General features: G+C 42.5%; 21 protein-coding genes. 17 read left to right on the top strand and 4 right to left on the bottom strand.

Annotated elements, in window-relative coordinates; genetic code table 11:
* Nucleotides 1-39 precede the first annotated feature (39 nt).
* From CGB83_RS14170 to CGB83_RS14105, 14 genes are all read left to right on the top strand, one after another.
* Nucleotides 40-2,115, top strand: coding sequence for a T9SS type B sorting domain-containing protein (locus tag CGB83_RS14170; protein WP_100076390.1), 2,076 nt, complete (start codon nt 40-42; stop codon nt 2,113-2,115).
* 117 nt (nt 2,116-2,232) lie between these two features.
* Nucleotides 2,233-4,320: a T9SS type B sorting domain-containing protein gene (locus CGB83_RS14165; RefSeq protein ID WP_100076389.1), complete on the top strand. Its 2,088-nt coding sequence runs from the start codon at nt 2,233-2,235 to the stop codon at nt 4,318-4,320.
* Nucleotides 4,321-4,473: 153 nt separating this feature from the next.
* Entirely contained in the window at nt 4,474-6,060 is a 1,587-nt protein-coding gene (gene dnaB, locus CGB83_RS14160) for a replicative DNA helicase (protein WP_100076388.1), read from the top strand.
* A gap of 70 nt (nt 6,061-6,130) precedes the next feature.
* The gene (rnhA, locus tag CGB83_RS14155; protein ID WP_100076387.1) at nt 6,131-6,607 is read left to right on the top strand and encodes a ribonuclease HI; all 477 of its coding nucleotides are present in this window, start codon (nt 6,131-6,133) and stop codon (nt 6,605-6,607) included.
* 175 nt (nt 6,608-6,782) lie between these two features.
* Entirely contained in the window at nt 6,783-9,041 is a 2,259-nt protein-coding gene (locus CGB83_RS14150; protein WP_100076386.1) for a T9SS type B sorting domain-containing protein, read from the top strand.
* A gap of 113 nt (nt 9,042-9,154) precedes the next feature.
* Nucleotides 9,155-11,407: a T9SS type B sorting domain-containing protein gene (locus tag CGB83_RS14145; protein WP_100076385.1), complete on the top strand. Its 2,253-nt coding sequence runs from the start codon at nt 9,155-9,157 to the stop codon at nt 11,405-11,407.
* Nucleotides 11,408-11,525: 118 nt separating this feature from the next.
* A complete protein-coding gene (locus tag CGB83_RS14140) occupies nt 11,526-12,152 on the top strand; it encodes an NAD(P)H-dependent oxidoreductase (RefSeq protein WP_100076384.1) in 627 nt (208 codons plus the stop codon).
* A 33-nt stretch (nt 12,153-12,185) separates the two neighbouring features.
* Nucleotides 12,186-13,757, top strand: a complete 1,572-nt coding sequence (gene nadB, locus CGB83_RS14135) for an L-aspartate oxidase (RefSeq protein ID WP_100076383.1) — start codon at nt 12,186-12,188, stop codon at nt 13,755-13,757.
* 11 nt (nt 13,758-13,768) lie between these two features.
* Nucleotides 13,769-14,629, top strand: coding sequence for a carboxylating nicotinate-nucleotide diphosphorylase (nadC, locus tag CGB83_RS14130; protein ID WP_100076382.1), 861 nt, complete (start codon nt 13,769-13,771; stop codon nt 14,627-14,629).
* A gap of 209 nt (nt 14,630-14,838) precedes the next feature.
* Nucleotides 14,839-17,448 (top strand): TonB-dependent receptor, encoded by a 2,610-nt coding sequence (locus CGB83_RS14125; RefSeq protein WP_100076381.1) that lies wholly within the window; start codon nt 14,839-14,841, stop codon nt 17,446-17,448.
* Between the two features lie 81 nt (nt 17,449-17,529).
* Nucleotides 17,530-17,961 (top strand): hypothetical protein, encoded by a 432-nt coding sequence (locus CGB83_RS14120; RefSeq protein ID WP_100076380.1) that lies wholly within the window; start codon nt 17,530-17,532, stop codon nt 17,959-17,961.
* Between the two features lie 65 nt (nt 17,962-18,026).
* Complete coding sequence (locus CGB83_RS14115; protein ID WP_100076379.1) at nt 18,027-19,019, top strand: aspartate-semialdehyde dehydrogenase; 993 nt, start codon at nt 18,027-18,029, stop codon at nt 19,017-19,019.
* Nucleotides 19,020-19,071: 52 nt separating this feature from the next.
* Nucleotides 19,072-20,073, top strand: coding sequence for a cation diffusion facilitator family transporter (locus CGB83_RS14110; RefSeq protein ID WP_100076378.1), 1,002 nt, complete (start codon nt 19,072-19,074; stop codon nt 20,071-20,073).
* Nucleotides 20,074-20,105: 32 nt separating this feature from the next.
* Complete coding sequence (locus CGB83_RS14105) at nt 20,106-20,462, top strand: helix-turn-helix transcriptional regulator (protein WP_100076377.1); 357 nt, start codon at nt 20,106-20,108, stop codon at nt 20,460-20,462.
* A gap of 64 nt (nt 20,463-20,526) precedes the next feature.
* On the opposite strand, the gene CGB83_RS14100 is transcribed toward CGB83_RS14105, so the two are convergent.
* The 4 genes from CGB83_RS14100 to xrtF all read right to left on the bottom strand — a co-directional run bounded on the left by CGB83_RS14100 (nt 20,527) and on the right by xrtF (nt 22,750).
* Complete coding sequence (locus CGB83_RS14100) at nt 20,527-21,306, bottom strand: GLPGLI family protein (RefSeq protein WP_100076376.1); 780 nt, start codon at nt 21,304-21,306, stop codon at nt 20,527-20,529.
* 54 nt (nt 21,307-21,360) lie between these two features.
* Nucleotides 21,361-21,576, bottom strand: coding sequence for a hypothetical protein (locus tag CGB83_RS20190; RefSeq protein WP_157761430.1), 216 nt, complete (start codon nt 21,574-21,576; stop codon nt 21,361-21,363).
* Nucleotides 21,577-21,795: 219 nt separating this feature from the next.
* Nucleotides 21,796-22,233, bottom strand: coding sequence for an exosortase F system-associated membrane protein (locus CGB83_RS14095; RefSeq protein WP_100076375.1), 438 nt, complete (start codon nt 22,231-22,233; stop codon nt 21,796-21,798).
* Nucleotides 22,220-22,750 carry an exosortase family protein XrtF gene (gene xrtF / locus CGB83_RS14090; RefSeq protein ID WP_100076374.1) on the bottom strand — a complete coding sequence of 177 codons (531 nt, stop codon included), beginning with the start codon at nt 22,748-22,750 and terminating at the stop codon, nt 22,220-22,222. The genes CGB83_RS14095 and xrtF overlap by 14 nt, the downstream gene beginning before the upstream one ends.
* Before the next feature lie 49 nt (nt 22,751-22,799).
* Here xrtF and CGB83_RS14085 point away from each other — a divergent pair, with 49 nt between their 5' ends.
* From CGB83_RS14085 to CGB83_RS14075, 3 genes are all read left to right on the top strand, one after another.
* A complete protein-coding gene (locus CGB83_RS14085) occupies nt 22,800-23,819 on the top strand; it encodes an aminoglycoside phosphotransferase family protein (RefSeq protein ID WP_100076373.1) in 1,020 nt (339 codons plus the stop codon).
* A gap of 42 nt (nt 23,820-23,861) precedes the next feature.
* Nucleotides 23,862-24,269 (top strand): RapZ C-terminal domain-containing protein, encoded by a 408-nt coding sequence (locus CGB83_RS14080; RefSeq protein ID WP_100076372.1) that lies wholly within the window; start codon nt 23,862-23,864, stop codon nt 24,267-24,269.
* A 79-nt stretch (nt 24,270-24,348) separates the two neighbouring features.
* A complete protein-coding gene (locus tag CGB83_RS14075) occupies nt 24,349-25,062 on the top strand; it encodes a nucleotidyltransferase family protein (protein ID WP_100076371.1) in 714 nt (237 codons plus the stop codon).
* Nucleotides 25,063-25,068 lie beyond the last annotated feature (6 nt).

Here is a 25,068-nt window from a genome sequence, read left to right as displayed (position 1 = left end):
AAGGCAACTTTTTTTTATATTTGCTACAAATTTCCCCTTATGAAAAAAGTTTTACTTGTTTTTCTGATGATATTCTGTCAGATATTTTATGCACAGTCAGACTGTACATCCAGTCTTGCTGTCTGCGGGAACTCTGCTATTTCCTATACGCCCAGCGGATTCGGGAATATACAGGAAAACCCTCTGGGAGGCGGCTGCCTTACTTCTGAGCATTATTCCGTATGGTATACATTTACAGCATCTACCAGCGGAACCCTTACTTTCCTGATCACCCCTAACGCACAGGCAGATTATGACTGGGCGGTTTTCGGTCCCAATAAACAATGCGGAAGCCTGGGTGCTCCTGTAAGATGTTCTTATGCTTCAACGGCAAGCGGAATCCTTACCGGACTGAATATGACTGCCACAGACCTTTCCGAAGGGGCCGGTGGTGACGGATTCTGTAAATATATGGATGTCCTTGCCGGAGAAACCTATTACCTGATCATAGATAACTTCTCTGCCAATACCAATGGATTTGTTCTTACCTGGGGAGGAACAGCCACACTTTCTTCACCATTTACCTCTGCAATACAGCCCAACCCTTTTATTCCGCCTGGAAGCCCTAACGCTACTCCTAACGGACCTAACGAGGTTATTGTATGTGCCACTCCTGCTGTTTTTGATTTCAGCACATTATCCGCAGGAATCATTAACGGAAACCCTAATTTCGTGGTAAGCTACCATACTTCAGCCAACGATGCCCTTACCGGCAACAATCCGATTACGACACCACAAACGGTTAATACCACTTCAGTATATTATTACAGCATCAGCTATGCAGACCCTGTTAATCCGAACAGTGCCATCAGCAAATGTAAGCAGACCGGGACATTTAAATTCAAGCTGGGCAATATCACCGCTCAGGACGCTACGCTGAGTGGGTGTAATAACAACAATGCCGGTACAGCAGTATATGACCTCACCACGGCTGCTGTATTCTCAGACCCTACAGCCATTAAGAAATATTATCCTACCCTTGCAGACCTTAATGCAGGGACCAATGAAATTACGACACCTACCAATTATGTATCTTCAACAGGAACGGTCTATGTAAAAGTAACCACCCTTCAGGGATGTTCAGATGATGCAAAGATCACCCTGAATTTCAATCCTGTTGTTACAGTAACGGAAGCTACCCTGAGGTCATGCTTCATTGAGGGCAGCCCTGCCACGGCTTCTTTCAACCTTACAACAGCAGCTGTAACTACCCAGACTGGGGTAACCAAGAAATATTACCCTTCACTTACGGATGCCGTAAACCAGACCAACGAAATTGCTACTCCTTCACCTTATATTGCTCCTAACGGTGTAATCTATGTAAGAGTATCCAATTCGAACGGATGTTACAACATTGCTAAAGTAACCTTAATTGTACTGCCTCCGGTATACTCCAGTGTATTGGAAGATAAGATCATCTGTATTGAAGATACCACAACGCTTGATGCAGGCCCTGGATTCAACGGATATGAGTGGAGCACAGGAGCAACGACACGTACCATCACCAATGTTGGAGTAGGCACGTACTGGGTGAAACTGAAAACCGGAGATTGCGTGAGCTTACAGACGGTAAAAGTATATCCTTCCGAGCAGCCGGTCATTACCAATATTGACATTGCCAACAATGTGGTAACAGCAAGCGTTACAGGAGGAACACCACCATACAAATACTCCATGGACAATATCAAATGGCAGGATTCCAATGTATTCAATAATGTTCCGAGAGGTGACAATATGATTTACGTGAAAGATGCCTATGACTGTGATCCGATCAGTATAACAGTAATCGTTCCTAACCTGATCAATGTTATTACTCCGAACGGCGACGGAATCAATGACGTTATTGATTATTCTGCATTAGCCGGAAAACAAAGCCTGATATTCAGCATTTTCGACAGGTACGGAGTGAAAATATTCCAGGCGGACAAATCCAACGGATATAAGTGGGATGGTACTTCGGGAGGCAAGAAAGTTCCTACAGGCACCTACTGGTATTCAGTAACCTGGAATGAAAATGATAAAAAGAATACCCCATTCAAATATTCCGGTTGGGTGATGGTAAAAAACAGAGAATAAAAATTTCATCATAATGACAGAAACCGCTTAAATAAGCGGTTTCTTCATATCCGGAAAGTAGAAAATAACATTTTTTTAATATTTTCATTACATTTGTTTTATTAAAACTGTTTTACAATGAAAAAGTTACTACTCGTTTTACTTTTATCCCTGTCACATCTGTATTTTTCACAGTCAGACTGCTCTACAGCTATTGCAGTATGTGGGAATTCAGGCCAGTCCTATACCCCCAGCGGCCACGGATTGGTGCAGGAAAGCCCATTGGGAGGATGCCTGTCTACAGAACATTTTTCCGTATGGTATAAATTTACGATTGCTACCGGAGGTACACTTACCTTTGTTATCGATCCTACAGTAAACCCCAATAACCCTGTAAGCACGGATTATGACTGGGCTGTATACGGCCCCAATGTTCAGTGCGGAAGCCTTGGTACTCCGGTGAGATGTTCTTTTGCTGCAGGAGGAGGTCCTACAGGACTGAATATGACGTCCACTGATACCACAGAAGGAGCCGGAGGTGACCGGTTTGTAAAATATATGGATGTTTTACCCGGCGAAACATACTACATGATCGTCGATAACTTCTCTACCAACACCATGGGATTCTCCCTTACCTGGGGAGGGACCGCTACGCTGGCTTCCCCTTTTACAGATCCGAACTTAACGCCAAATCCATTTGTAGCCCCTGGAAATCCCAGCGCGACAACAGGCGCTCCTAATGAAATCCTGAAATGCCAGCTGCCTACTACATTTGACTTCAGTACCCTGACAAACGGCATTGTTAACGGTAATGCCAATTTCCAGGTTTCTTACCACTATTCTTCCAATGATGCCCTTACAGGAGCGAACCCGATTACGGGTCCCGTTACAGTAAACGGAACCGATATTTACTACTACAGCATCCATTACCAGGACCCGGCCAACCCTAATAACCCGATCAACAGCTGTACGCAGATCGGGCCGTTCAAATTCAAACAGGGAAATATTGTTGCCAAGGATGCCAACCTGCTTGCCTGTAACAATAACGGTGCCGGTACCGCAACCTTTAACCTCACCCTGGCCGATGTTTTCAGCGAACCTACGGCTACTAAAAAATACTATCCTACCCTGAATGACCTGAACGCAGGCACCAACCAGATCATGAACCCTACTGCTTACGTTTCCGGTCCCGGAAAAGTATATGTAAAAGTGACCTCTTCCGAGGGCTGCTCAGATGATTCAGTGATTACACTGGACTTTTTACCTGTGGTAGTGGTAAAAGATGCGACGCTGGAATCGTGTTATATTGATACCAATATCACTACAGCGGCATTTGATCTTCCATCTGCGGCAGTGTCCACTCAGACCGGTATTACCAAGAAATTTTATACGACCAATGCCAATGCACTGAGCCAGACGAATGAAATCCTTAATCCTGCAGCTTATATTTCAGCGAATGGTGTAGTGTACGTGAGGGTAACAAGCGCAGACGGATGTTTTGCCATTTCAAAAATCAATCTTATAGTTCTTCCTCCGGTAAAATCTACCGTCCTGAAAGACCAGACCATTTGTATTGAAGACAGGACTACGCTGGATGCCGGTCCCGGCTTTGACGGATATGAGTGGAGTACCGGTGCTACCACACAAAGCATCCAGGGCGTAAGTGTAGGGATGTATTGGGTAAAACTGAAAACAGGAAAATGCTTCACGCTCCAGAATGTCCGTGTCTATTCTTCCGAACAGCCCGTGATTACCGGCATAGAGATTTCCAACAATACCATTACCATCACCGCAAACGGCGGGAAGAGCCCATACCAATATTCTATTGACGGTGTGAACTGGCAGGATTCAAATGTTTTCACAGGACTTCCGAGAGGAGAAGCTAAAGTATATGTGAAAGATGCTTACGACTGTAATCCTGTAGAAGTACAGGTAACGGTTCCGAATCTGATCAATGTCATCACGCCTAATGGTGACAATATCAACGATGAAATAGACTACACGGCTTTAGCCTACAAGAAAAACCTGGTATTCACCATCTATGACCGATATGGAAACCAGCTTTACGTAGCGGACCAGCTAAGAAACTTCAAATGGAACGGTACCTCCGGAGGTAAAAAAGTTCTTACCGGAACGTACTGGTACACCATCACGTGGACCGAGAACGATAAAAACAATACCCAGACGAAATATACCGGATGGATACTGGTGAAAAACAGGGAATAGCCTTCGTTTTCAAATACTTAAAAAATCACCCTCTTGCAGGGTGATTTTTTTTTACACACCGCATTGCCTGATTTGATGGGCATTTGCTCCTGATCCCTTTAATTTGTGGATTACTATTTTTAATTTACTTTTCAAAAAAACTATCTTTGCATCATGGCGCAGAAAGAAACATTATCATCTCTCACACATGGAAATTTTGCCAGAGAGCTGTCAATTGCTGATGGAAAAATGCCTCCTAATGCAGTGGATTTTGAAAGACTGGTGATCGGAACTTTTTTAATTGATAAAAAAGGGCTTGACCATTCCATTGACCTGCTTACTCCTGAAGTTTTCTATGATCCGAGGCATCAGGTAATTTTTGCAACCATCCTGAAACTATATGAAGGGAACCATCCGGTAGACCTGATGACCATCATACAGGACCTGAAAAAAGAAGAGAAACTGTATACTGCGGGCGGAGATCATTATATTATTGACCTTACCATGGGGGTAAGTTCTTCTGCCCATATCGAATACCACGTACGGGTTATCCTTGAAAAATATATCCTGCGGAGCCTGATCAATGTTTCCGCCAATGTTATCGATTCTGCCTATAAAGAATCAACAGACGTTTTTGAACTTCTGGATAAGGCGGAACAGTCTTTCTTCGAAATCACCAACGGAACCATTAAAAAAGGATTTGACACCGCCAATTCCCTTGTAAAACAAGCGATTGAAACAATTAAGTCCCTTAAAGATAAGCAGGGACTTTCCGGAGTACCATCAGGATTCCGGGATGTAGATAAAGAAACAGGAGGGTGGCAGAATTCTGACCTCATCATCATTGCGGCACGTCCGGCAATGGGGAAGACAGCATTCCTGCTGTCCATGGCCAGAAATATCGCGGTAGGGCATAAAATCCCAATGGCACTGTTCTCTCTCGAGATGGCGTCCGTACAGCTGATCACCAGGATGATCGCCTCGGAAACCAGGATTTCATCGGAGAAACTCAGAAAAGGTACCCTGGACGATGATGAATGGCAAAGGCTGTTCTCCAATGTTTCCGAGCTGGAGAATGCGCCGCTTTATATTGATGAGACGCCTTCCCTCTCCATATTCGATTTCCGGGCAAAATGCCGGAGACTGGTGATGCAGCATGGTGTAAGGCTAATCATGGTGGATTACCTTCAGCTGATGACTGCCGGAAGCGGTGGTAAAGGCGTAGGAAACCGTGAACAGGAGATTTCCATGATTTCACGTTCACTGAAGGCTATTGCCAAGGAACTTAACGTGCCGGTTATTGCACTTTCTCAGCTCTCCAGGAGTGTGGAAGCCCGCCCGGGTAAAAGACCCCAGCTTTCTGACCTGAGGGAATCCGGAGCAATTGAGCAGGATGCGGATATAGTATCCTTCATCTTCCGTCCTGAATATTACAAAATTACTGTCTGGGACAACGATGAAGAAGGACAGGAAACCTCAACGGAAAATCAGGCAGAGCTTATTATTGCCAAGCACAGGAACGGTGCCACTGCAGATGTAAGGCTTTCCTTCCTTAAGCATTTTGCCAAATTCGGAGATGTAGAAGCAGCTTTCGAGGGTGGCGGAGGCTATCCTTCAAACTTCGGGTCTGGTGATGCCAATGGCTTTGATAAAATCAGGACCACCATCCAGCCGGGTGCCGCGTTTGACATTCCGGATAGCTCACAATTGTCAGGATCTTCCATGAATGATTTTGATGAGGATGACGATTTTCCTTTTTAATTGAACCCACTCAGGACATTTAAAAGTCAGACAGAACCTGAAGCTACTTATAATTTTACGACGGAACCCATTGAGAATTGAAATTTACACAGACGGAGCCTGCAGCGGAAATCCCGGAAAAGGAGGATACGGAATTCTCATGCGTGTCCCTGAAAAAAATTACCAGAAAACGTTTTCAAAAGGTTTCCGAAAAACTACGAATAACAGGATGGAGCTCCTCGCCGTAATTACAGCGCTTGAGAAGCTTAAATCCACAGAAAACGACATCCATATATACACCGACAGCAAGTACGTAGCAGATGCGGTAAACCAGAACTGGATCTCAGGCTGGGTCCGCAGAGGATGGAAAAACGTAAAGAATCCTGATCTATGGAAACGTTTTATTGAAGTATACCAGAAACACACACCTAAATTGCACTGGATCAAGGGGCATGCCGGGCATTTTGAAAATGAACTGTGCGATAAACTTGCCGTTGCAGCAGCTGCTTCCGGGCAACTGGAAACTGACATATACTTTGAAAACATGGAAAATAATTCGCTCTTTTAATCTGCAAACAGGATTTTATAATAAGACAATTTAATTATTTAAAATTTTAACCATTTTCGATTTGGGTTATCATTTATTAAAAAAAAGACATCATTTATAACAAAATCATTATGTAATACCTGTTATTCAATTAGGATTTAATATCTTTACGCGTCTAATTAAAAGTATTATATTAATGAAAAGAAAACTACTGTCTTATTTAACTATACTATTGTTTTGCTTTTCCGGAACTTTTTTCTCCCAAACCTATCAGCTCACAGGAAATCCTGTCAACACAACCGGATGGGATGTAGTTCCTTCAGCAACGGTCAATACCGATTTCATACAGCTTACAGCAGATCAGATTTCGCAGGTGGGAGGCATCAAGCTCAATGCACCGATCAACCTGAAGTTCTGTAATAAATGGAGGGTGGAATTTGATTTCAGGATTGACGGCAACGGAACCGCCAGCTATGGAAAAGGGGATGGCTTTGCGTTCTGGTACTTGGCTAATCCTCCTGCCTCCTATGTAACCGGTGGCGGACTCGGGATCCCCGCTAATGCCACAGGGCTGATGATCGGATTTGATATCTTCAACAACAGCACGGAAGCACAGATGAGCAAGGTTCACCTGCTCTATGGAACCAATAATACCGCAGGAAACAATATAGAATATAATACTACTCCGGGAAGTACTTTCCACTCACCGGACCTTATTGCAACCCAGCCTTTTGTAGGCGCCAATTACAAGCACGTAGAAGTAACAGGGGAAGTAGATCCGGCCAATGTAACTAACTGGATCATTACCATAAAGATTGATAACAACACTATTGTTTCGCAGTCTTTTGCTCCATCCGGGACAGCAGGGGGAATGACCCAGGGGTATTTTGGCTTTTCAGCGTCTACCGGAGCGGCAAGTGCCAGGCATTCCATTAAAAATGCAAAAATATACACAGATAAAGTATCCATTTTACAGACTTCGACGACACAGTCATTCTGCCCGAATCCTACGACAGGAAACGCGGTGGTTAACCTGACTTCTTTCAACAGCCAGTTTGTTTCCAATCCGGGCAATTATACATTTACCTATTATGTTACCGGCAGCTCGACGCCTATTGCCAATCCTGCCAACTATCAGTTCAGCACCAATACGTCAATTACAGTAGTAGTGAAAGATAACGCCGGGATCCTGTGTGATAACCCGGACGGAAAGATCCTGCTGACGCTGTCTCCTTTTACAGCGAATGATGCCACACTGACCGCCTGTAATAACAACAATGCAGGAATGGCAACCTATGACCTTACCGTAGCTAACGTAACCGCTCAGACCGGTGTAATAAAAAAATATTACAAAACCCTCAACGACCTCACCGCTGGAACCAACGAAATTACCAACCCGGCTGCTTACGTTTCTGCAGCAGGAACCGTATATGTAAAAGTGACCACATCACAGGGATGTACAGGAAACGCCAAGATCAACCTTACCTTCCACCCCAATACGACAGTGAATGACGCCACGCTTCAGTCCTGTTTTATAGATGCAGCACCTACAACGGGAGCTTTCAACCTGACTTCAGCAAATGTAACTTCAGCGACAGGGGTTACCAAAAAATATTATACTACGGTTGCGAATGCCGTTAGCGGAACCAATGAGATTTTGAATCCGGCAGCGTATATTTCAACGGATGCAGTAATATATGTGAAGGTCACTGATTCAAACGGCTGCTATATGATTGCTAAAATTACCCTTAAGGTATTGCCGCCTGTACAGTCATCAGTCCTGAAAGATAAAACCATCTGTATCGCAGAAAGAACCACACTGGATGCAGGACCGGGATTTGACGGATATGAATGGAGCACCGGCGCCACTACCCAGGCCATCCAGGGAGTCCCTGTAGGAATTTACTGGGTAAAGCTGAAAACGGGCAACTGCTACACTCTTCAGATGGTTAAAGTGAATGCTGCCGTACAACCGGTAATTTCTTCTATCGACATCAGTAACAATACCATTACCATTAATGTAAACGGAGGGTTACCGCCATACAAATACTCGCTGGACGGCATTAACTGGCAGGACTCCAATATCTTTACAGACCTTAAAAGAGGGGAAGTTAAAGTATACGTAAAAGATGCCTATAACTGTGAACCGGTTCAGATCCAGGTTACCGTTCCGAATCTGCTTAATGTCATTACCCCTAACGGAGACAACAAAAATGACTTTATCGACTATTCTGCGCTGGCTTATAAGAAAAACCTGGTATTTACCATCTATGACCGTTATGGAAACCAGCTGTACAAGGCAGATAAAATACGAAACTACAAATGGGACGGAACTTCATCCGGAAAGAAAATCCTTACCGGCACCTACTGGTATACCATCTCATGGAATGAAAATGATAAAAATAATACACAGACAAACTATTCAGGCTGGGTATTGGTAAAAAACAGAGAATAAACTATCTGAAGATCACTTCTGCACAGGAGTGATCTTCTATTTTAACCATGATACATGCATATGCACTGCCATATCATATCCAATTCTATTAACAAACAATCAATTCTGATCAGATGAAAAAAGCTCTACTCACGTACTTTCTACTGCTTGTGTTCTGCGGGATCCCGCAACATTCATTGTCCCAGACCTACCAGCTCACCGGTAATCCCGTGAATACCACCGGCTGGACGCTTATCCCTTCCGCAACTACCGTAACGGACTTTATCCGGCTGACTGACGACATAACCGGGCAGTCGGGTGCGATCAAACTGAACGACCCTATCAACCTGAAATATTGTGATAAGTGGAAGGTTGAATTTGATTTCAGAATTGATGGCAACGGAACGGCTGCTTACGGAAAAGGAGACGGATTCACATTCTGGTACCTGAATAATCCTCCTACAGGATTTATCACCGGAGGAGGGCTTGGGATTCCTGCCAATGCTACCGGACTGATGGTTGGGTTTGATATCTTCAACAACAGCACAGAGGCTCAGATGAGTAAAGTCCATTTGCTGTACGGAACCAATAATTCAACCAATAATAATATAGAATATAACAACACTCCGGGAAGTACTTTCCACTCTCCGGACCTGAATGCTACACAGCCTTTTGTGGGACCAACGTACAAACATGTGGAAGTCAACGGCCAAACCGACCTTACCAATCCAACAAACTGGATCATCAGCATTAAAATTGATGGTGTACAGATAGTCAATCAGTCTTTTGCCCCGTCAGGAGGAGCCATAGGCATGACCCAGGGATATTTCGGATTTTCAGCGGCTACCGGGGCGGCAAGTGCAAGGCATTCTATAAAGAATGCTAAAATATTCATCGACAAAGTTCCTATTTTAACCAATACCGTGACCCCTTTTGTCTGCGTTAACCCGGCAAGCGGTACCGGTATCGTAGACCTGACCTCTTACGCTTCGCAATTTGTAGCCAATCCTTCCAGCTATATTATTAGTTATTATATTTTAGGAAGCTCTACCCCTATTGCCAATCCTTCTAACTTCCAGTACAGCGGAAATACAACCATTACTGTAGTCATCAAAGATCCCACCTCAACACTCTGCGACAACGGAGACGGCGTCATTCAGCTGAATCCTACTCCATTTGCAGCACAGGATGCGAGCCTTACAGCCTGTAACAATAATAATGCAGGAGGAGGGCTTTTTGACCTTACTACCGCGGCAGTAACCAATGTACCGGGTGTCACCAAAAAATTCTACAATACCCTGGCTGACCTGAATAATGGCGGCCCTGAAATTACCAATCCTGCTGCATTTTTCTCTCCGGCTGCTACCGTATACGTTAAGGTGACCACATCCCAGGGATGCGTTTCCAATGCCAAAATCACGCTGAATATTGCTCCCACAGTTACGGTTACCGATGCTACTCTGAGATCCTGCCCTATTGAAACCAGCCCGGCCACCGCGTCATTCAATCTTACGGCAGCTACAGTGGGAACTGGCACCAAAAAATACTATCCGTCGCTCACAGATGCGGTAAACGGAACCAATGAGATTTCTACACCAACGGCTTATATCGCTCCTAACGGGGTGGTGTATGTAAAAGTAAGCAACACCAGCGGATGCTACGGAATTGCAAAAGTCACGCTGGTGGTGATTCCTCCCGTATATTCTTCTGTACTGGCTGACAAAACCATCTGCCCTGAAGCAACCACCACGCTGGATGCAGGTCCCGGATTCGCAAGCTATGAGTGGAGCACCGGAGCCAATACCCGTTCCATAACCAATGTAGGCATAGGAACGTACTGGGTGAAATTAAAAACCGGAGACTGCGTCGTTACCCAAAGCGTCAAAGTCTATCCATCGGAACAGCCGGTGATTACTTCCGTTGATATCTCCGGCACAACGGTAACAGTGTATGTTAACGGCGGAACCGCTCCATACCAGTATTCTATGGATAATATACACTGGCAGGATTCCAATATCTTTAAAAACGTATCGAGAGGAGTAAACAAAATCTATATAAGGGACAGTTACAGCTGTACTCCGATGGAAATAGACATTACCGTACCTAATATCATCAATGTCATCACACCTAACGGAGACGGCGTGAATGACGCCATTGATTACTCTGCGCTTGCCGGGAAAAAGAATCTCGTGTTTAGCATCTTTGACCGGTACGGAGCTAAAATCCATCAGGGGGACAAATCCAACCGTTACCGGTGGGATGGCACGGTAGGAGGACGAAAAGTGCCTACAGGAAGCTACTGGTATTCGGTAACCTGGAATGAAAACGATAAGAAAAACACCTCTGTTACCTATTCAGGATGGATCCTGGTTAAAAACAGGGAATAAATAGCAACTATTCATCAGCAGGAGCCACTGGAATACAGTGGCTCTTTTTTTATGTTTTTACTGAATGATATATCATTTTTTAACCGGTTTATTAATATCCAATGCTTAAATTTGTTGTATGAACTATTTGGAAGCTTTAAGCAAAAGATATTCTGTAAAAATATTCAACCGGGAAATCATTCCCCAGGAAACCCTGCATTCCATACTGGAATCCGGAAAACTGGCAGCCAGTTCTCTGGGTCTTCAGCCTTATAAAATCATCGTGGTGCAGAGTGAAGAGATGAAGCAGAAATTGATTCCTTCGTTCTACAACCCATCACAGATTTCCACCTGCTCCCACCTCATCGTTATTACCTCAAAGAGAAGTATTGATGAAAAGTATATCCAGGGGTATTTCAACCACATTGCAGAAATACGGAATACTCCTGTGGAAGAGCTGGATCCTTTTAAGAAAAGCATTCATCAGCATATGGACCGGCAGACAGATGACCAGATCTTCAACTGGGCAGAAAAACAGTCGTACATTGTATTGGCCAACCTGATGTATGCGGCGGCTCTTGAACATGTGGATTCATGTCCGATGGAAGGCTTTCGTCAGGATGTTCTGGAAGAAACGCTGAACATTGATCCTGCCATGGAAAAGGTGACCGTTACCCTGGCACTGGGCTACCGCTCGGAAGAAGATCTTTTCCAGCACATGAAAAAAGTAAGAAAACCAAACGAAAAATTGTTTACATTTATTTAGTTATTTGTGACGATTGTACCTAAAGCAAGCATAATGATAAAAGCGGATGTATTAGTGATCGGCTCCGGTATTTCGGGTCTGTCCTATGCCATTAAAGTTTCTGAACAGTTTCCTGATGCCAAAATCATCATGGTCACCAAGTCTGACAAAGACGAAAGCAATACCAAATACGCGCAGGGTGGCCTGGCTGTAGTCACGGATTTTAAGAAAGACAATTTCGATAAGCATATAGAAGATACCATGCGTGCCGGCGACGGAGGAAGCCTGCGCGACATTGTGGAAATGGTGGTAAAAGAAGCACCCGCGAGATTTAATGAAATTGTGGAATGGGGAGCCAACTTCGATATGAAGAACGGGAAATTCGCTTTAGGAAGAGAAGGCGGGCATACGGAAAACAGAATTGTCCATCATAAAGATATTACCGGGTTTGAAATTGAGCGTGCCCTGCTGCAGACAGCCAATAGCAGTCCCAATATTGAGATCCTCGACCATCATTATGTCATCGATATCATCACGCAGCACCATGTTCCCGGAAAAGAACTGGTAGAAGGCGATATTCATTGCTACGGAGCCTATATTCTGGATGAGAAGCAGAAAACCATCAAAAAAATCACTTCAAAAATCACTCTGGTAGCTACAGGAGGAGCAGGCCATGTCTATAAGAATACGACCAACCCTACCATTGCTACCGGTGACGGGATTGCCTTCGTGGCCAGGGCCAGGGGAAAAGTATCTAATATGCAGTACTATCAGTTCCACCCTACGGCCCTCTACAGCAAGATTGACGGCATGCTGTTCCTGATCTCTGAAGCCGTACGCGGTGACGGAGCCAAATTAAGGACGAAGAAAGGTGAAAAATTCATGCATAAATATGATGAGCGTGAAGAACTGGCTTCCCGGGATATTGTAGCGCGCGCCATTGATGCAGAAATGAAAATAACCGGCGACGAATATGTCGGCCTGGACTGCCGGGAGATGAACCGGGAAAAATTCCTGGAACACTTCCCCAACATCTATAAAAAATGCAAGGATGAAGGTATTGATCCTTTCTCACAGCTGATTCCCGTAGTTCCGGCCTGCCATTACCTGATGGGCGGGATTGAAGTGGACAGGGACGGACAGTCTTCCATCCATAACCTGTTTGCTGTAGGAGAATGCACCAATTCCGGACTGCATGGCGCCAACAGGCTCGCCTCCAACTCATTGCTTGAAGGACTGGTCTTCGGACATAACGCTGCTATGAAGACGGTAGAGCTCCTGCATCAGAATAGTTTCAACTTTGATGACCTGAAAGCCGTTCCGGAATGGAACGAGGAAGGCATGAAGATCATGGATGAAATGGTGATTGTATCCTATCTGAGGAAACAATTGCAGGAAATGATGAGCGACCTGGTGGGTATCGTAAGAAGCAACCGCCGCCTGAGTATGGCCCTGCAAAAACATCAGGAAATCGCGGCAGCTGTAGATGAGATCTACCATTATTCTATCCTTTCCCCTCAGCTGTCCGAACTCAGAAACTTAACGACCGTTGCCCGGCTCATCATTACCCAGTCTATGGAAATGAAAGAGAACAAAGGTGCATTTTACAACAAAGATTTAGCATAATCCCACATACTATGAAAAGACCGGCATATGTGACCGATAAAGCATTAAAGCAGTTCATTAAAAATGCTTTGGAAGAAGATATTCAGGACGGAGACCACTCTACTCTTTCCACCATCCCGAAAGACCTTGAGCAGAGCGCAAAACTGCTGGTAAAGCAGGACTGCATTCTGGCAGGCGTGGAAATGGCCGAGATGATCTTTAAAACATTTGACAAAAACCTGAGTGTTGAAGTTTTCATTAAAGACGGTGAAGCAGCCAAGGCAGGAGATCTTGCCTTTGTCGTATCCGGAAGCGCACAGTCCATCCTTTCTACCGAGAGGCTTGTGCTGAACTGCATGCAGCGCATGAGTGGTATCGCGACCCTTACCCATGACTGGGATTCCCGCCTTGTTGGAACCAAAACCAAACTTCTGGACACCCGGAAAACCACGCCTAATTTCAGGATCTGTGAGAAATGGGCGGTCGCTATTGGCGGAGGCACCAATCACCGTTACGGATTGTATGACATGATCATGCTGAAAGACAACCACATTGATTATAACGGCAGCATTACCAATGCGGTGAAAATGGCAAAGGATTACATCAAAAAAAATAAAAAGAAGCTTAAAATAGAAGTGGAAACCAGAAACCTGGAGGAAGTTGAAGAGGCGATCCGGGCAAAAGCAGACAGGATCATGCTGGACAATATGGATGTGAAAACCATGAAAAAAGCGGTTAAGATGATTAGTGGCGCCTGTGAAAGTGAAGCGTCAGGAGGAATTACACGTGATATGTTAAAGGAAATTGCTTCCACAGGGGTTACGTATATTTCTGCCGGCGCGCTTACTCATTCAGCACAAAATATTGATTTAAGCCTTAAAGCTGTGAAATAACGTTGAATTTTTAATAAAAATGGTATTGATTTGTTAAAAATTCAATAATATGATTTTTTTCATGTTAAATATCAACAATTATGCAGTACATTGAAAATCAATTTTATAAAAGCTAATAAGAATGATTAAAAATTAACATAAAGTTAATATTGGTTAAAATTTATTTCCTCAATTTTGCAGAAAATTAAATCTAACTATTACTAACGATTATGAAATTAATCAACAAATCGATTCTAACTGCAGTAATTACACTGTCTACAGCTAGTGTCTATTATGCTCAGCAAGTTCAGGATACCGTTTCTAAGTCCAAAGACATTGAAGAGGTAATCCTAAGAGGTGTTACAGATATCGCTAAAGATAGAAAGACACCGGTAGCTGTTTCTACCATTAAGGCAGCACAGATTCTTGAAAGACAAGGAAACCAAGAGCTTGTTGAATTACTTAATACAACACCTTCCGTATATGCTACAAAAGGTGGTGGTGGTTTCGGAGACTCTCAGATTGTTATGCGTGGGTTCGAATCCAGAAACATTGCAGTAATGGTAAACGGTATGCCTGTTAATGATATGGAGGGGGGTACTGTTTATTTTTCAAACTGGACGGGTCTTTCTGATGTAACAAGCTTTATCCAGGTACAGAGAGGACTTGGTTCTTCCAAACTGGCGATCGCATCTGTAGGAGGTACGATGAACTTTATTACAAAATCAGCCGACATGAAAAAAGGCGGTATTGTAAGATTAGGGGTTGGTAACAATGATTATTTAAAAACTTCATTTGCTTATAATACCGGAAAATCTGATAAAGGATGGTCTTCATCATTCTTAATGGGTAGACAATCAGGATCTACTTATATTCAGAACACAGATTATGAAGCATATACATACTTCTTTGCTTTAGGTTGGGAAGTAAACCCAAAGCATAATTTACAGTTTACGATTACAGGAGCTCCACAGTGGCACGATCAAAGATCTTTTGCACCTACTATTTCCGACTATATCAGATACAATCCGGATAATGACGGAACACCGGACAGAACGTATAATAGCGACTGGGGATATTACACCAATGCAGAAGGCAGAAGAGTGGCATTATCCAACAGATCCAACTATTATAACAAGCCTGTTATGATGTTAAACTGGGATTGGACATTCAATGAAAAATCCAAATTAAGTACCGTAGCCTATATGTCTAATGGTAGAGGTGGCGGAACAGGTGACCTTGGTAGAGTAAACGGAAGAAACCTTACCGCTTCTGTAAATGGTGTACCATACTTCAGAGATGCACAAGGACTTTACAATTACGATAAATTATTCGCTGAGAATGCGGCTGTGAACGTAAATGCAGCCAATGCAGGAAGTACCCTTATCCGCAGAGCCAGCATCAATTCTCACAACTGGTATGGTATCTTAGCCAACTTCCAGCATAAAGTAAATGACAACTGGAATTTCTCAATAGGTACAGATAACAGATACTATTACGGGTATCATTATCAGGTGATTTCAGATCTTTACGGAGCAGCAGGATACAAAGACAACGCTAATAAGAACATCGCACCTAACGTGGTGACGGCTACTTCTGATTATAAGAAATTAAACTGGAACCCTTTCGGTGGAAGCCAGGTTCCGTTAAACGAGAGAGTAGGATTCAGCAATGACGGTGAAGTACTTTGGTATAGTGGATTCGGGCAAATCGAATATTCTAAAAACGATTTATCTGCTTTCATCCAGGGATCCGTTTCAAACCAGGGATATCAGAGAATTGACGAGTTCGTTCAGGATGGCGTTACAGTACAGAGAAACCAGACGGTAAACAGAAAGACCGGATTCAAAAACATCTTCGGATACAATATTAAAGGAGGTGCAAACTATAACATTGATGATAATAATAATGTTTTTGCCAACATTGGTTATTACAGCAAGCAGCCGTTTATGAATACGGTATATCCTAGCAACCAGCAAGTAGTGAACCCTCAGCTTACCAACGAGAAAATCTTCTCTGCCGAAGTTGGATACGGATTCAGATCTGCAAAATTCAATGCGAATGTTAACCTTTACAGAACGCAGTGGAAAGACAGAGCTTTAAGGAGAACGATTACGGTTCCTAACGTAACGGACGCTTATGCAGAAATGAACGGGATCACTGAAATCCACCAGGGAGTTGAAGTAGATGCAGTATACAGACTTAACAGCTTCTTAGAATTCAACGGAATGTTCTCTTGGGGTGATTACCACTATGAAGGAAATGCTACCGGGACAACATTTGACGGAAACAATAATCCTTTAACCGTTGCCGGTGATTCTAATACAACGACCCTTTATCTTGATAAAGTAAAAGTAGGAGGAACAAGCAACAACAGTATCCCGCAAATGACAGCTGCTCTGGGAGCGACTCTTAAGCCGGTAAAAGACTTAAGCATCTATGCAGGATGGCGTTATGTTGGAAAACTGTATTCATCTATTGATATTGCTACATTCTCAAATCCTGCCAACCAGGAAAGAGGGGTACTAAAATTACCTGATTATAATTTAACAGATGTTGGTGTGTCTTACAAAATAAGATTAAAGGATGACTCTAAATTCTTTACCATCGGAGCAAACGTATACAACTTGTTTGATAAAACGTATATCCAGGACGGTGCCACCAATAACTTTGTTAAGCAGCAGGGTGACTTCAAAGATGCTGGAGGTGTAACTGCTCAGCAACAGTATAATAATTACATTAATAATCCTAATAATTTCTTCAAAGGTATTGATACGTCAAACCGTGTATATTTCGGATTCGGAAGAACATGGGCTGCCACATTATCATTCAACTTCTAAGAAAAACATTAGATTTTATCCCTATCAAATCCCGGCAACAAGCCGGGATTTTTGTTATATTTGTGTACAAAAAAATTGACTATGGATTTTTACAACATTTTATTGAATGCACACAAAGGATTTGGATACCTGGAACTGCTTCTGGTAGCATTATTTGTTATTGCTCTTTTAACTACCATGTTCGGATTCAGCGGTAAAGTGAACGGCTTTCTGAAAAAGACCACCCTGTTTACCATGATCTTCTTCCACATTCAGTTCCTGATAGGGCTTACCATGCTGATCATCAATTTCAGCAAAGGAATGGACATGGGATCCGTGATGAAAGATTCTTACCTGAGGTTCCAGTATGTAGAGCACCCTTTCTCTATGCTGATTGGTGCCGTACTGATGACCATCATCAATAAAAAAATAAAATCCAATGATACGATTTCCCTTGCCATTGTAATCATGGGGCTTATTGCAGTAGGATTATTTACCTTTGCATTCCCTTGGGCCAGAGTCTTCGGGGCATAGATATAAATTAGGAGTTATAAGCCATAACTCTTTTAGAGTTTAATATTTAAATATTTATTACATCAATGAAAGTAGCAGTAGTAGGTTCAACAGGAATGGTTGGCCAGGTTATGCTTAAAGTTTTGGAGGAGAGAAACTTCCCTGTCACAGAATTAATCCCGGTAGCATCCGAAAAATCTGTAGGTAAGAAGGTGAAGTATAAACAGGAGGAATTTACGATTGTAAGCATAAAAGACGCTATTGCCGCAAAACCTGATATCGCCATTTTTTCTGCCGGCGGATCCACTTCGCTGGAATTTGCCCCGCAGTTTGCGGAAGCAGGCATTACCGTGATCGATAATTCTTCCGCCTGGAGGATGGATCCGGATAAAAAACTGGTGGTACCGGAAATCAACGCTGATGTTTTAACCAAAGAAGATAAAATCATCGCCAACCCGAACTGCTCTACCATTCAGCTGGTGATGGTTCTGGGACCGCTCAATAAAAGATATGATCTTAAAAGAGTCATTGTATCTACTTACCAGTCGGTAACCGGTACCGGAAAAGCAGCGGTAGACCAGCTGAACGCTGAAATCAGTGGGGATGACTCCGTTTCCAGAGTCTATCCGTATCAGATCTTCAAAAATGCATTGCCGCACTGTGATGTATTCGGTGACGATGATTATACGAAAGAAGAAATAAAGCTGATGAAGGAGCCTAAGAAAATCCTGGGTGACGATACCTTCAATCTGACTGCCACTGCCGTAAGAGTGCCTGTGCAGGGAGGACATTCTGAAAGCGTTAACATCGAATTTGAAAACGAGTTTGACCTGGATGAAGTGAGAAAGATCCTTTCCGAAACACCCGGCGTAGTCGTTATGGATGATGTGAAAAACAACCACTACCCGATGCCGCTCTATTCGGAAGGCAAAGATGAAGTGTTCGTCGGAAGAATCAGGCGGGACCTTTCGCAGCCCAAGACCCTGAATCTCTGGATCGTAGCAGACAACCTCAGGAAAGGAGCTGCTACCAACGCGGTACAGATTGCAGAATACCTTGTAGAACATAACTTAGTATAAACTAACAAATAAAAAAGAATCTCAGAATGGGATTCTTTTTTTATCCGAACTTATGAACCGGAAACAGGAAAACAAGACAGAAAAAATAGGATTCCAGAAGCTCATCGCAGTTTTTGGGATCATCCTTTTCATCGGGAAGCTCATTGCGTGGAAACTCACCAATTCTGATGCCGTCTTCTCCGATGCTATGGAAAGCATCGTCAATGTGATCAGTGCATTTATGGGGCTATACTCGCTACACCTTGCTGCCAAACCCAGAGATGAAGACCATCCGTACGGCCACGGGAAGGTTGAATTTGTCACTTCAGGAATCGAAGGGGCCCTGATTGCCATTGCAGGGATTATGATCATCTACGAAGGCATCAACAGCCTTTTAACGGGCAAAGTACTGGATAAACTGGACTGGGGTATCTTAATTATTGCGGCAACTGCGATAGTCAATTATATCTTAGGATATATCTCTGTCAAAAAAGGCCGCAGAGAAAACTCGCTCGTGCTGATCTCTTCCGGAAAGCACCTCCAATCCGATACGGTAACAACGCTCGGTGTTGTCATCAGTCTCGTGGTAGTTTACTTTACTAAAATTTACTGGCTGGATTCGGTGGTTGCCTTAGTTTTCGGATTGTATATTATCTTTGTAGGGTATAAGATTGTCCGCAGGTCTTTAAGCGGCATTATGGACGAACAGGATCCCGATCTCCTCAATCAGATCGTCAGCATCCTCGAAGAAAACCGGAGAACGGAATGGATTGATATCCACAATATGAAAATCCAGCAGTTCGGGGCTTCCCTCCATATTGATGCCCACATCACCCTTCCCTGGTATTACAGTCTTCGGGATGCCCATAAAGAAATGGAAAATGTCATCATGTTGCTGGCAAAAAATACCCAGCGCAGTGTGGAATTCAATTTCCATATGGATGACTGCAAAAGTATCTCCTGTCCGGTATGCCAGATTATGGACTGTCCGGTAAGAGAACGCAACTTCGTCAAAAGAGTACAGTGGACACCGGAAAATGTGACGCGCGTGGAGAAACACACCACGGACTCATAAAAAAATATTACATTTGCTAAAAAGTAACCGTAATGGGAGTAGGAACCAATCTTAAAAGATTAAGAGCTAAAACTAAGCTCTCGCAACAGGATATAGCAGATCAGCTGAATATTGACCGGGCTACGTATATCAATTGGGAAAATGAAACCTTTGATATAAAATCCCAGTATATCCCCAAACTGGCAGACATTTTCGATGTTGACCTTCAGGAACTTTTTAAAGATGACCAGAAAATTCAGATTATCAACAATATTGAAAATAAGGATAGGGCTGGCGGAGTAGGTGTGCAAAAAGGAAATATTGTTATAAATATCATTAATGTCTCGGATGAAAATTCAGTATCTAGAATTACAGAAGAGTTAGATAAATATTTTAGACATAAAAAATAATATAAAAGCTGTTTTGAAGGGCAGCCTCTTCAGACGTAAATGATTAATGTCAGTCTAAGTATATTTAATAAATATTTAATTCTATAGGATTATAAGTTTTTTCCGCGGCAATTGCATTACGTCTTAACTGTTCAATATCCTCTTTGTTTTCCAGATACTGTTCATGCAATTTCATTCTGCCTGCGAGTCTGTTCTTAAAAACTTCATTGAATTTTTCCTTAGTGATCTTTTTAGCATTTTTTGCAACATTTGCTGATTTGCACGTATATTTTCGCTTTCTAAATGCATATAAAGTATAATGATAATCGTCTTTTGTATCATATATTTCAGCTATCAAGCCAGGTAAAGAATTGAACTTATACGGTCCAAATTGAAAAGGAATATCGGTAGTAAACCAAGCAATCCAAGTACGGCCATATTTTGTAGTTTCGGCCTTCTGACATTTATATCCTGAAACAGTCTTAAATTCATTCTTTATTTTCCAATCCGTTTTATTTATTTCCTGATACTCAAAAGCAATATAATTTACCTCAGCAGTTACATAAATTTTTGCAGATGTTGTTCCAATGTAGTCGCGAAAGTCAGTATTATATTTCATTGATTCCTCTAATGAAATATTAGCTTTTTCAACTTCAAGAGAATCAGCAATATATTTATGCAAATCTTTAAAAAATGAGGATCTCTCATTAATTAACAAGGCAAAAGTAGTTTCTTTTCTATAATTGCTTGCATTGGAAAGTTTGTAATCCAATTTATAATCTGCTTCATAATCAACATCAAATTTTTTTTGAGAAAAACCAGATGTAATCATTAGCAAGAACATTAATAATATAATTTTTTTCATTTAGTCTTTTTAAACAACAGACCGCCAGATTAAAGGCGGTCTAATTTTAAACAATTAATGATAATAAACGTGAATAATAATGGCAGAATTAGCATGTTGCGGACAGGCTTCACCATTTAATACAGACAGATAATCTGTAAGTTGATTCTGTGTCATGTGATCAGCAATAGTTTGGCTAACTTGAAGAGTACTCCCACATGAAGTCCTAAAAGGAAATGCACTCAATACACTTGCTGCCAGTAAGGCAGAAACCAGAAATGTTTTTTTCATATTTTGTTTTTTTTAATTGTTAACATCACAAACTTAAGAATTAAAAACCATGATATCTGTTGTGAAAATACAACAAATTTTGTGGCGTTAATCCAACATTCAAGCAAAACAAACACCTGCAATTCAAAACATTACAAAAATACCCTGATTTAATTAAGTATTATAAACAGATCTGTTTTTATAAGAGAATATTTTTTACGATGTGGGTCAGGATTTCTTTTACGGATTTCTTTCCGATAAGCTTTTCCGGTAATAAAACATCGGAATAAGAAGCAGCAGGATCAGAGGCTGGATCACAAACCTCCTCATATAGAAAGAGAAAAGGTAACCGGTTTCAAAACGGTCGTAGATGCAGTATAAATAAATCGGGAAGGTAATGGCAAAGATGATCATCATTAAAACGCCGCCCTGAAGCATCCATTGTTTATTCCTGAACCAGAAATAGATGATGAGGCAGGAAAAGATGAGATTCAGAATAAACCTGAAAAGGTGGCTGAGGATTAATTTACCCCAGTCAAAGGCGGGGAAGGCGACCTGTTTGCTGGCTTCATGAAAATAGGTCAGAAAAGGATCATAAAAGATTCGATCTTCCATCATCCTCACGCCGATCAGCCCCAGAATTCCCAATCCTACAAATAGCCAGTTAAGAATTTTCATTTTTAAGCGCAAAAAATTTAATCCAGACCAGCCAGAGTACGACTACCGTTCCGTAAATCACAGCCGGAAAAATAAAATCATGGGCGGCCTTGCTGTATTCTTTATGATCGATAACAACGATATTCAGCCCTACAATCCTCAACAGGTTCATGATATACAAAGCTACAAGCCCGGCAAAAATGAAGGCCAATGTTTTTACCCCTTTATAAAAAGCAAATACAAACGCAACGAAAAGGATCATCACGGAAATGGCGTTGCATCCTTCCACCATCCTGGAAGTATATTCTTTCTGAACATAAAACCACACCTGCTCCCCTTTTATATCATCATACAGCTGAGTCGGGTAATCCAGTGCATTCTGGATATGCATGACCTGGCCGGCCATCACCCTTGAGAAAGGATCGAGTCCGGAACCGGCAAAAGAGTTCAGATACAGCTGGTACGCCAGCAGCAGCAGCACGTAAATGATGATGAAACGCAATAAGATACCTAAAACCGGCCTGAAATCCTTTAACATGCTGCAAAGATAGAAATTCGTCTGCAAATTAGTATATTTGCTCCGTATTATGACTTCCGAAAACGCAAAACGATTTTTTGAAAATTATCTGGATAAAAAATCTTCTGAGTTCGTCACCCTGGCTCAAAGCGGTTCGGCGAGGATTAATTTCCTGGCGAAAGCGGATGGCATTTCCTATATCATCACCTACAATACCAATCTTCAGGAAAATGAAAGCTTCCTGTATTATTCAGAAGTTTTTTCGTCACTGGAACTCAATACGCCAAAGATCATTGCCATTTCTGAAGACCGTAAAATGTACATCCAGGAATTCCTGGGCAGCAAAACGCTCTCTGACATCATTGCAACGCAGGGACTGTCAGCTGAAGTAAAAGGACTGGTACAACAGACGCTTGAAAAACTGTTCAGGCTCCAGAGCCATACCATGGATAAGATTGACTTCAGCAGGACTTTCGAATATGAAAGCTATGATGAACTTCCCGTTATCCATGACCTGTATTATTTTAAGAATTTTATTGCCGATGTCCTGGAACTGGAATACCACAAGTCTACCCTGCTGAAAGAATTCAAAGCCATTGCCGGGCTTATCGAAAGCCTTCAGCCGCAAGGAATGATGATCCGTGATTTCCAGTCGAGAAACATCATGGTCAATGACCGCAATGAAGTATCGTTCATCGATTACCAGTCTGCCATGAAAGGCCCGCTCATGTATGATGTGATCTCTTTCCTCTTTCAGGCTAAGGCCAGCTTCCCGAAGGAATTCAAAAATGAAATGCTGGAATTTTACATTCAACTCTCTGACAGTGAGGAAACCCGAAATCAACTAAAAAAATCGGCAGAGCCCGTTAAAATGATGCGGTTCCTTCAGGTTCTGGGAGCTTATGGATTCAGGGGGCTTATTCAGCGAAAGCCGCATTTTATTTCAAGCCTGGAAAAAGGAATAGACAATATCTCAGAATTTGCAGATTCCTGGAAGGGCATGACGGACTTCCCGGAACTGAGCAACGTGATACAGCAACTTAATACACAGGAAACCCAATTAAAGATCAACAAAATTCTGAATCCATGATCCGGAGATCAGAGATCATCCACTCATTTAAAACCCATATTTATGCTACATATAGACATCCACAGTTTTTCCTATAAAAAAGGAGGCATTCCAAAAGACACTACCGGAAACGGAGGCGGATTTACTTTTGACTGCCGCGGCATCCTTAATCCCGGAAGGATTGAAGAATATAAAAGCCTTACCGGAAATGATCCCGGCGTACAGGAATTCCTGGAAACCCAGACTGACATGCCGAAATTCCTCGACCTCATCAAGAATATCATTTCCATCAATATTGATAATTACCTGGAAAGAGGATTTGAAAACCTGCAGATCAATTTCGGATGCACCGGGGGACAGCACAGATCCGTATACTGCGCTTTGAAAATAGCTGAATTTGTACGGGAAAAGTATCCTGAAGGGACGGAAATCAGCCTGCACCATGATGAACAGCACCAGCTGAATTCATAATAGATGATTGATAATTTATAAATGATCATTAAACATTCTATACTATCAATCATCGCTTATCACTCATCAATTATAAATAATGAAAGCACTTATTTTTGCAGCCGGAAAAGGAACCCGTCTTAAGCCTTTTACAGATCACCACCCGAAGGCACTGGCCAAAGTTAACGGCATCCCGCTGCTGGAGCGGAACATCCGTTACCTGAAGGGATTCGGGATCAGTGATTTTGTCATCAATGTCCATCATTTCGGGAGCCAGATCGTGGAATTCCTTAAAGAAAATGATGACTTCGGATGCCGGATAGAGATTTCGGATGAATCAGAAGAGCTGCTGGAAACCGGCGGAGGTCTGGTATTCGCAAGAAGTTTCCTGGATCATGGAGAAGACTTCCTGATTATGAATGCTGATATCCTTACCGACCTCAATATCAATTTACTGGTTGATTACCATAAAAAAATAAAAGATTTTGCTACTTTAGCAGTCTCGGACCGTGAAAGTTCGAGAAAGCTGCTTTTTAATGAAGAACTGGTTTTACGGGGCTGGCTCAATGTGCAGACCGGAGAACAGAGGCTTGCTGAGTTCAATAAAGGCTTCAAGCCGCTGGCTTTCAGCGGGGTCCACTGTATCAATCCGGTTATTTTCAATAAAATAAAAAGGACAGGAAAATTCTCCATTATGGAAGAATACCTGGATCTGATGCATACGGAGCATATTCATGGATTTATCCATGACAGTATCCTGGTAGATGTAGGAAGACCCGAATCCGTAACGGCAGCTGAAAAATATTTTAAATAACAGACC

Source organism: Chryseobacterium camelliae (assembly GCF_002770595.1).
Taxonomy (GTDB): Bacteria; Bacteroidota; Bacteroidia; order Flavobacteriales; family Weeksellaceae; genus Chryseobacterium; species Chryseobacterium camelliae.
This window is presented reverse-complemented; position numbering and strand designations above follow the sequence as displayed.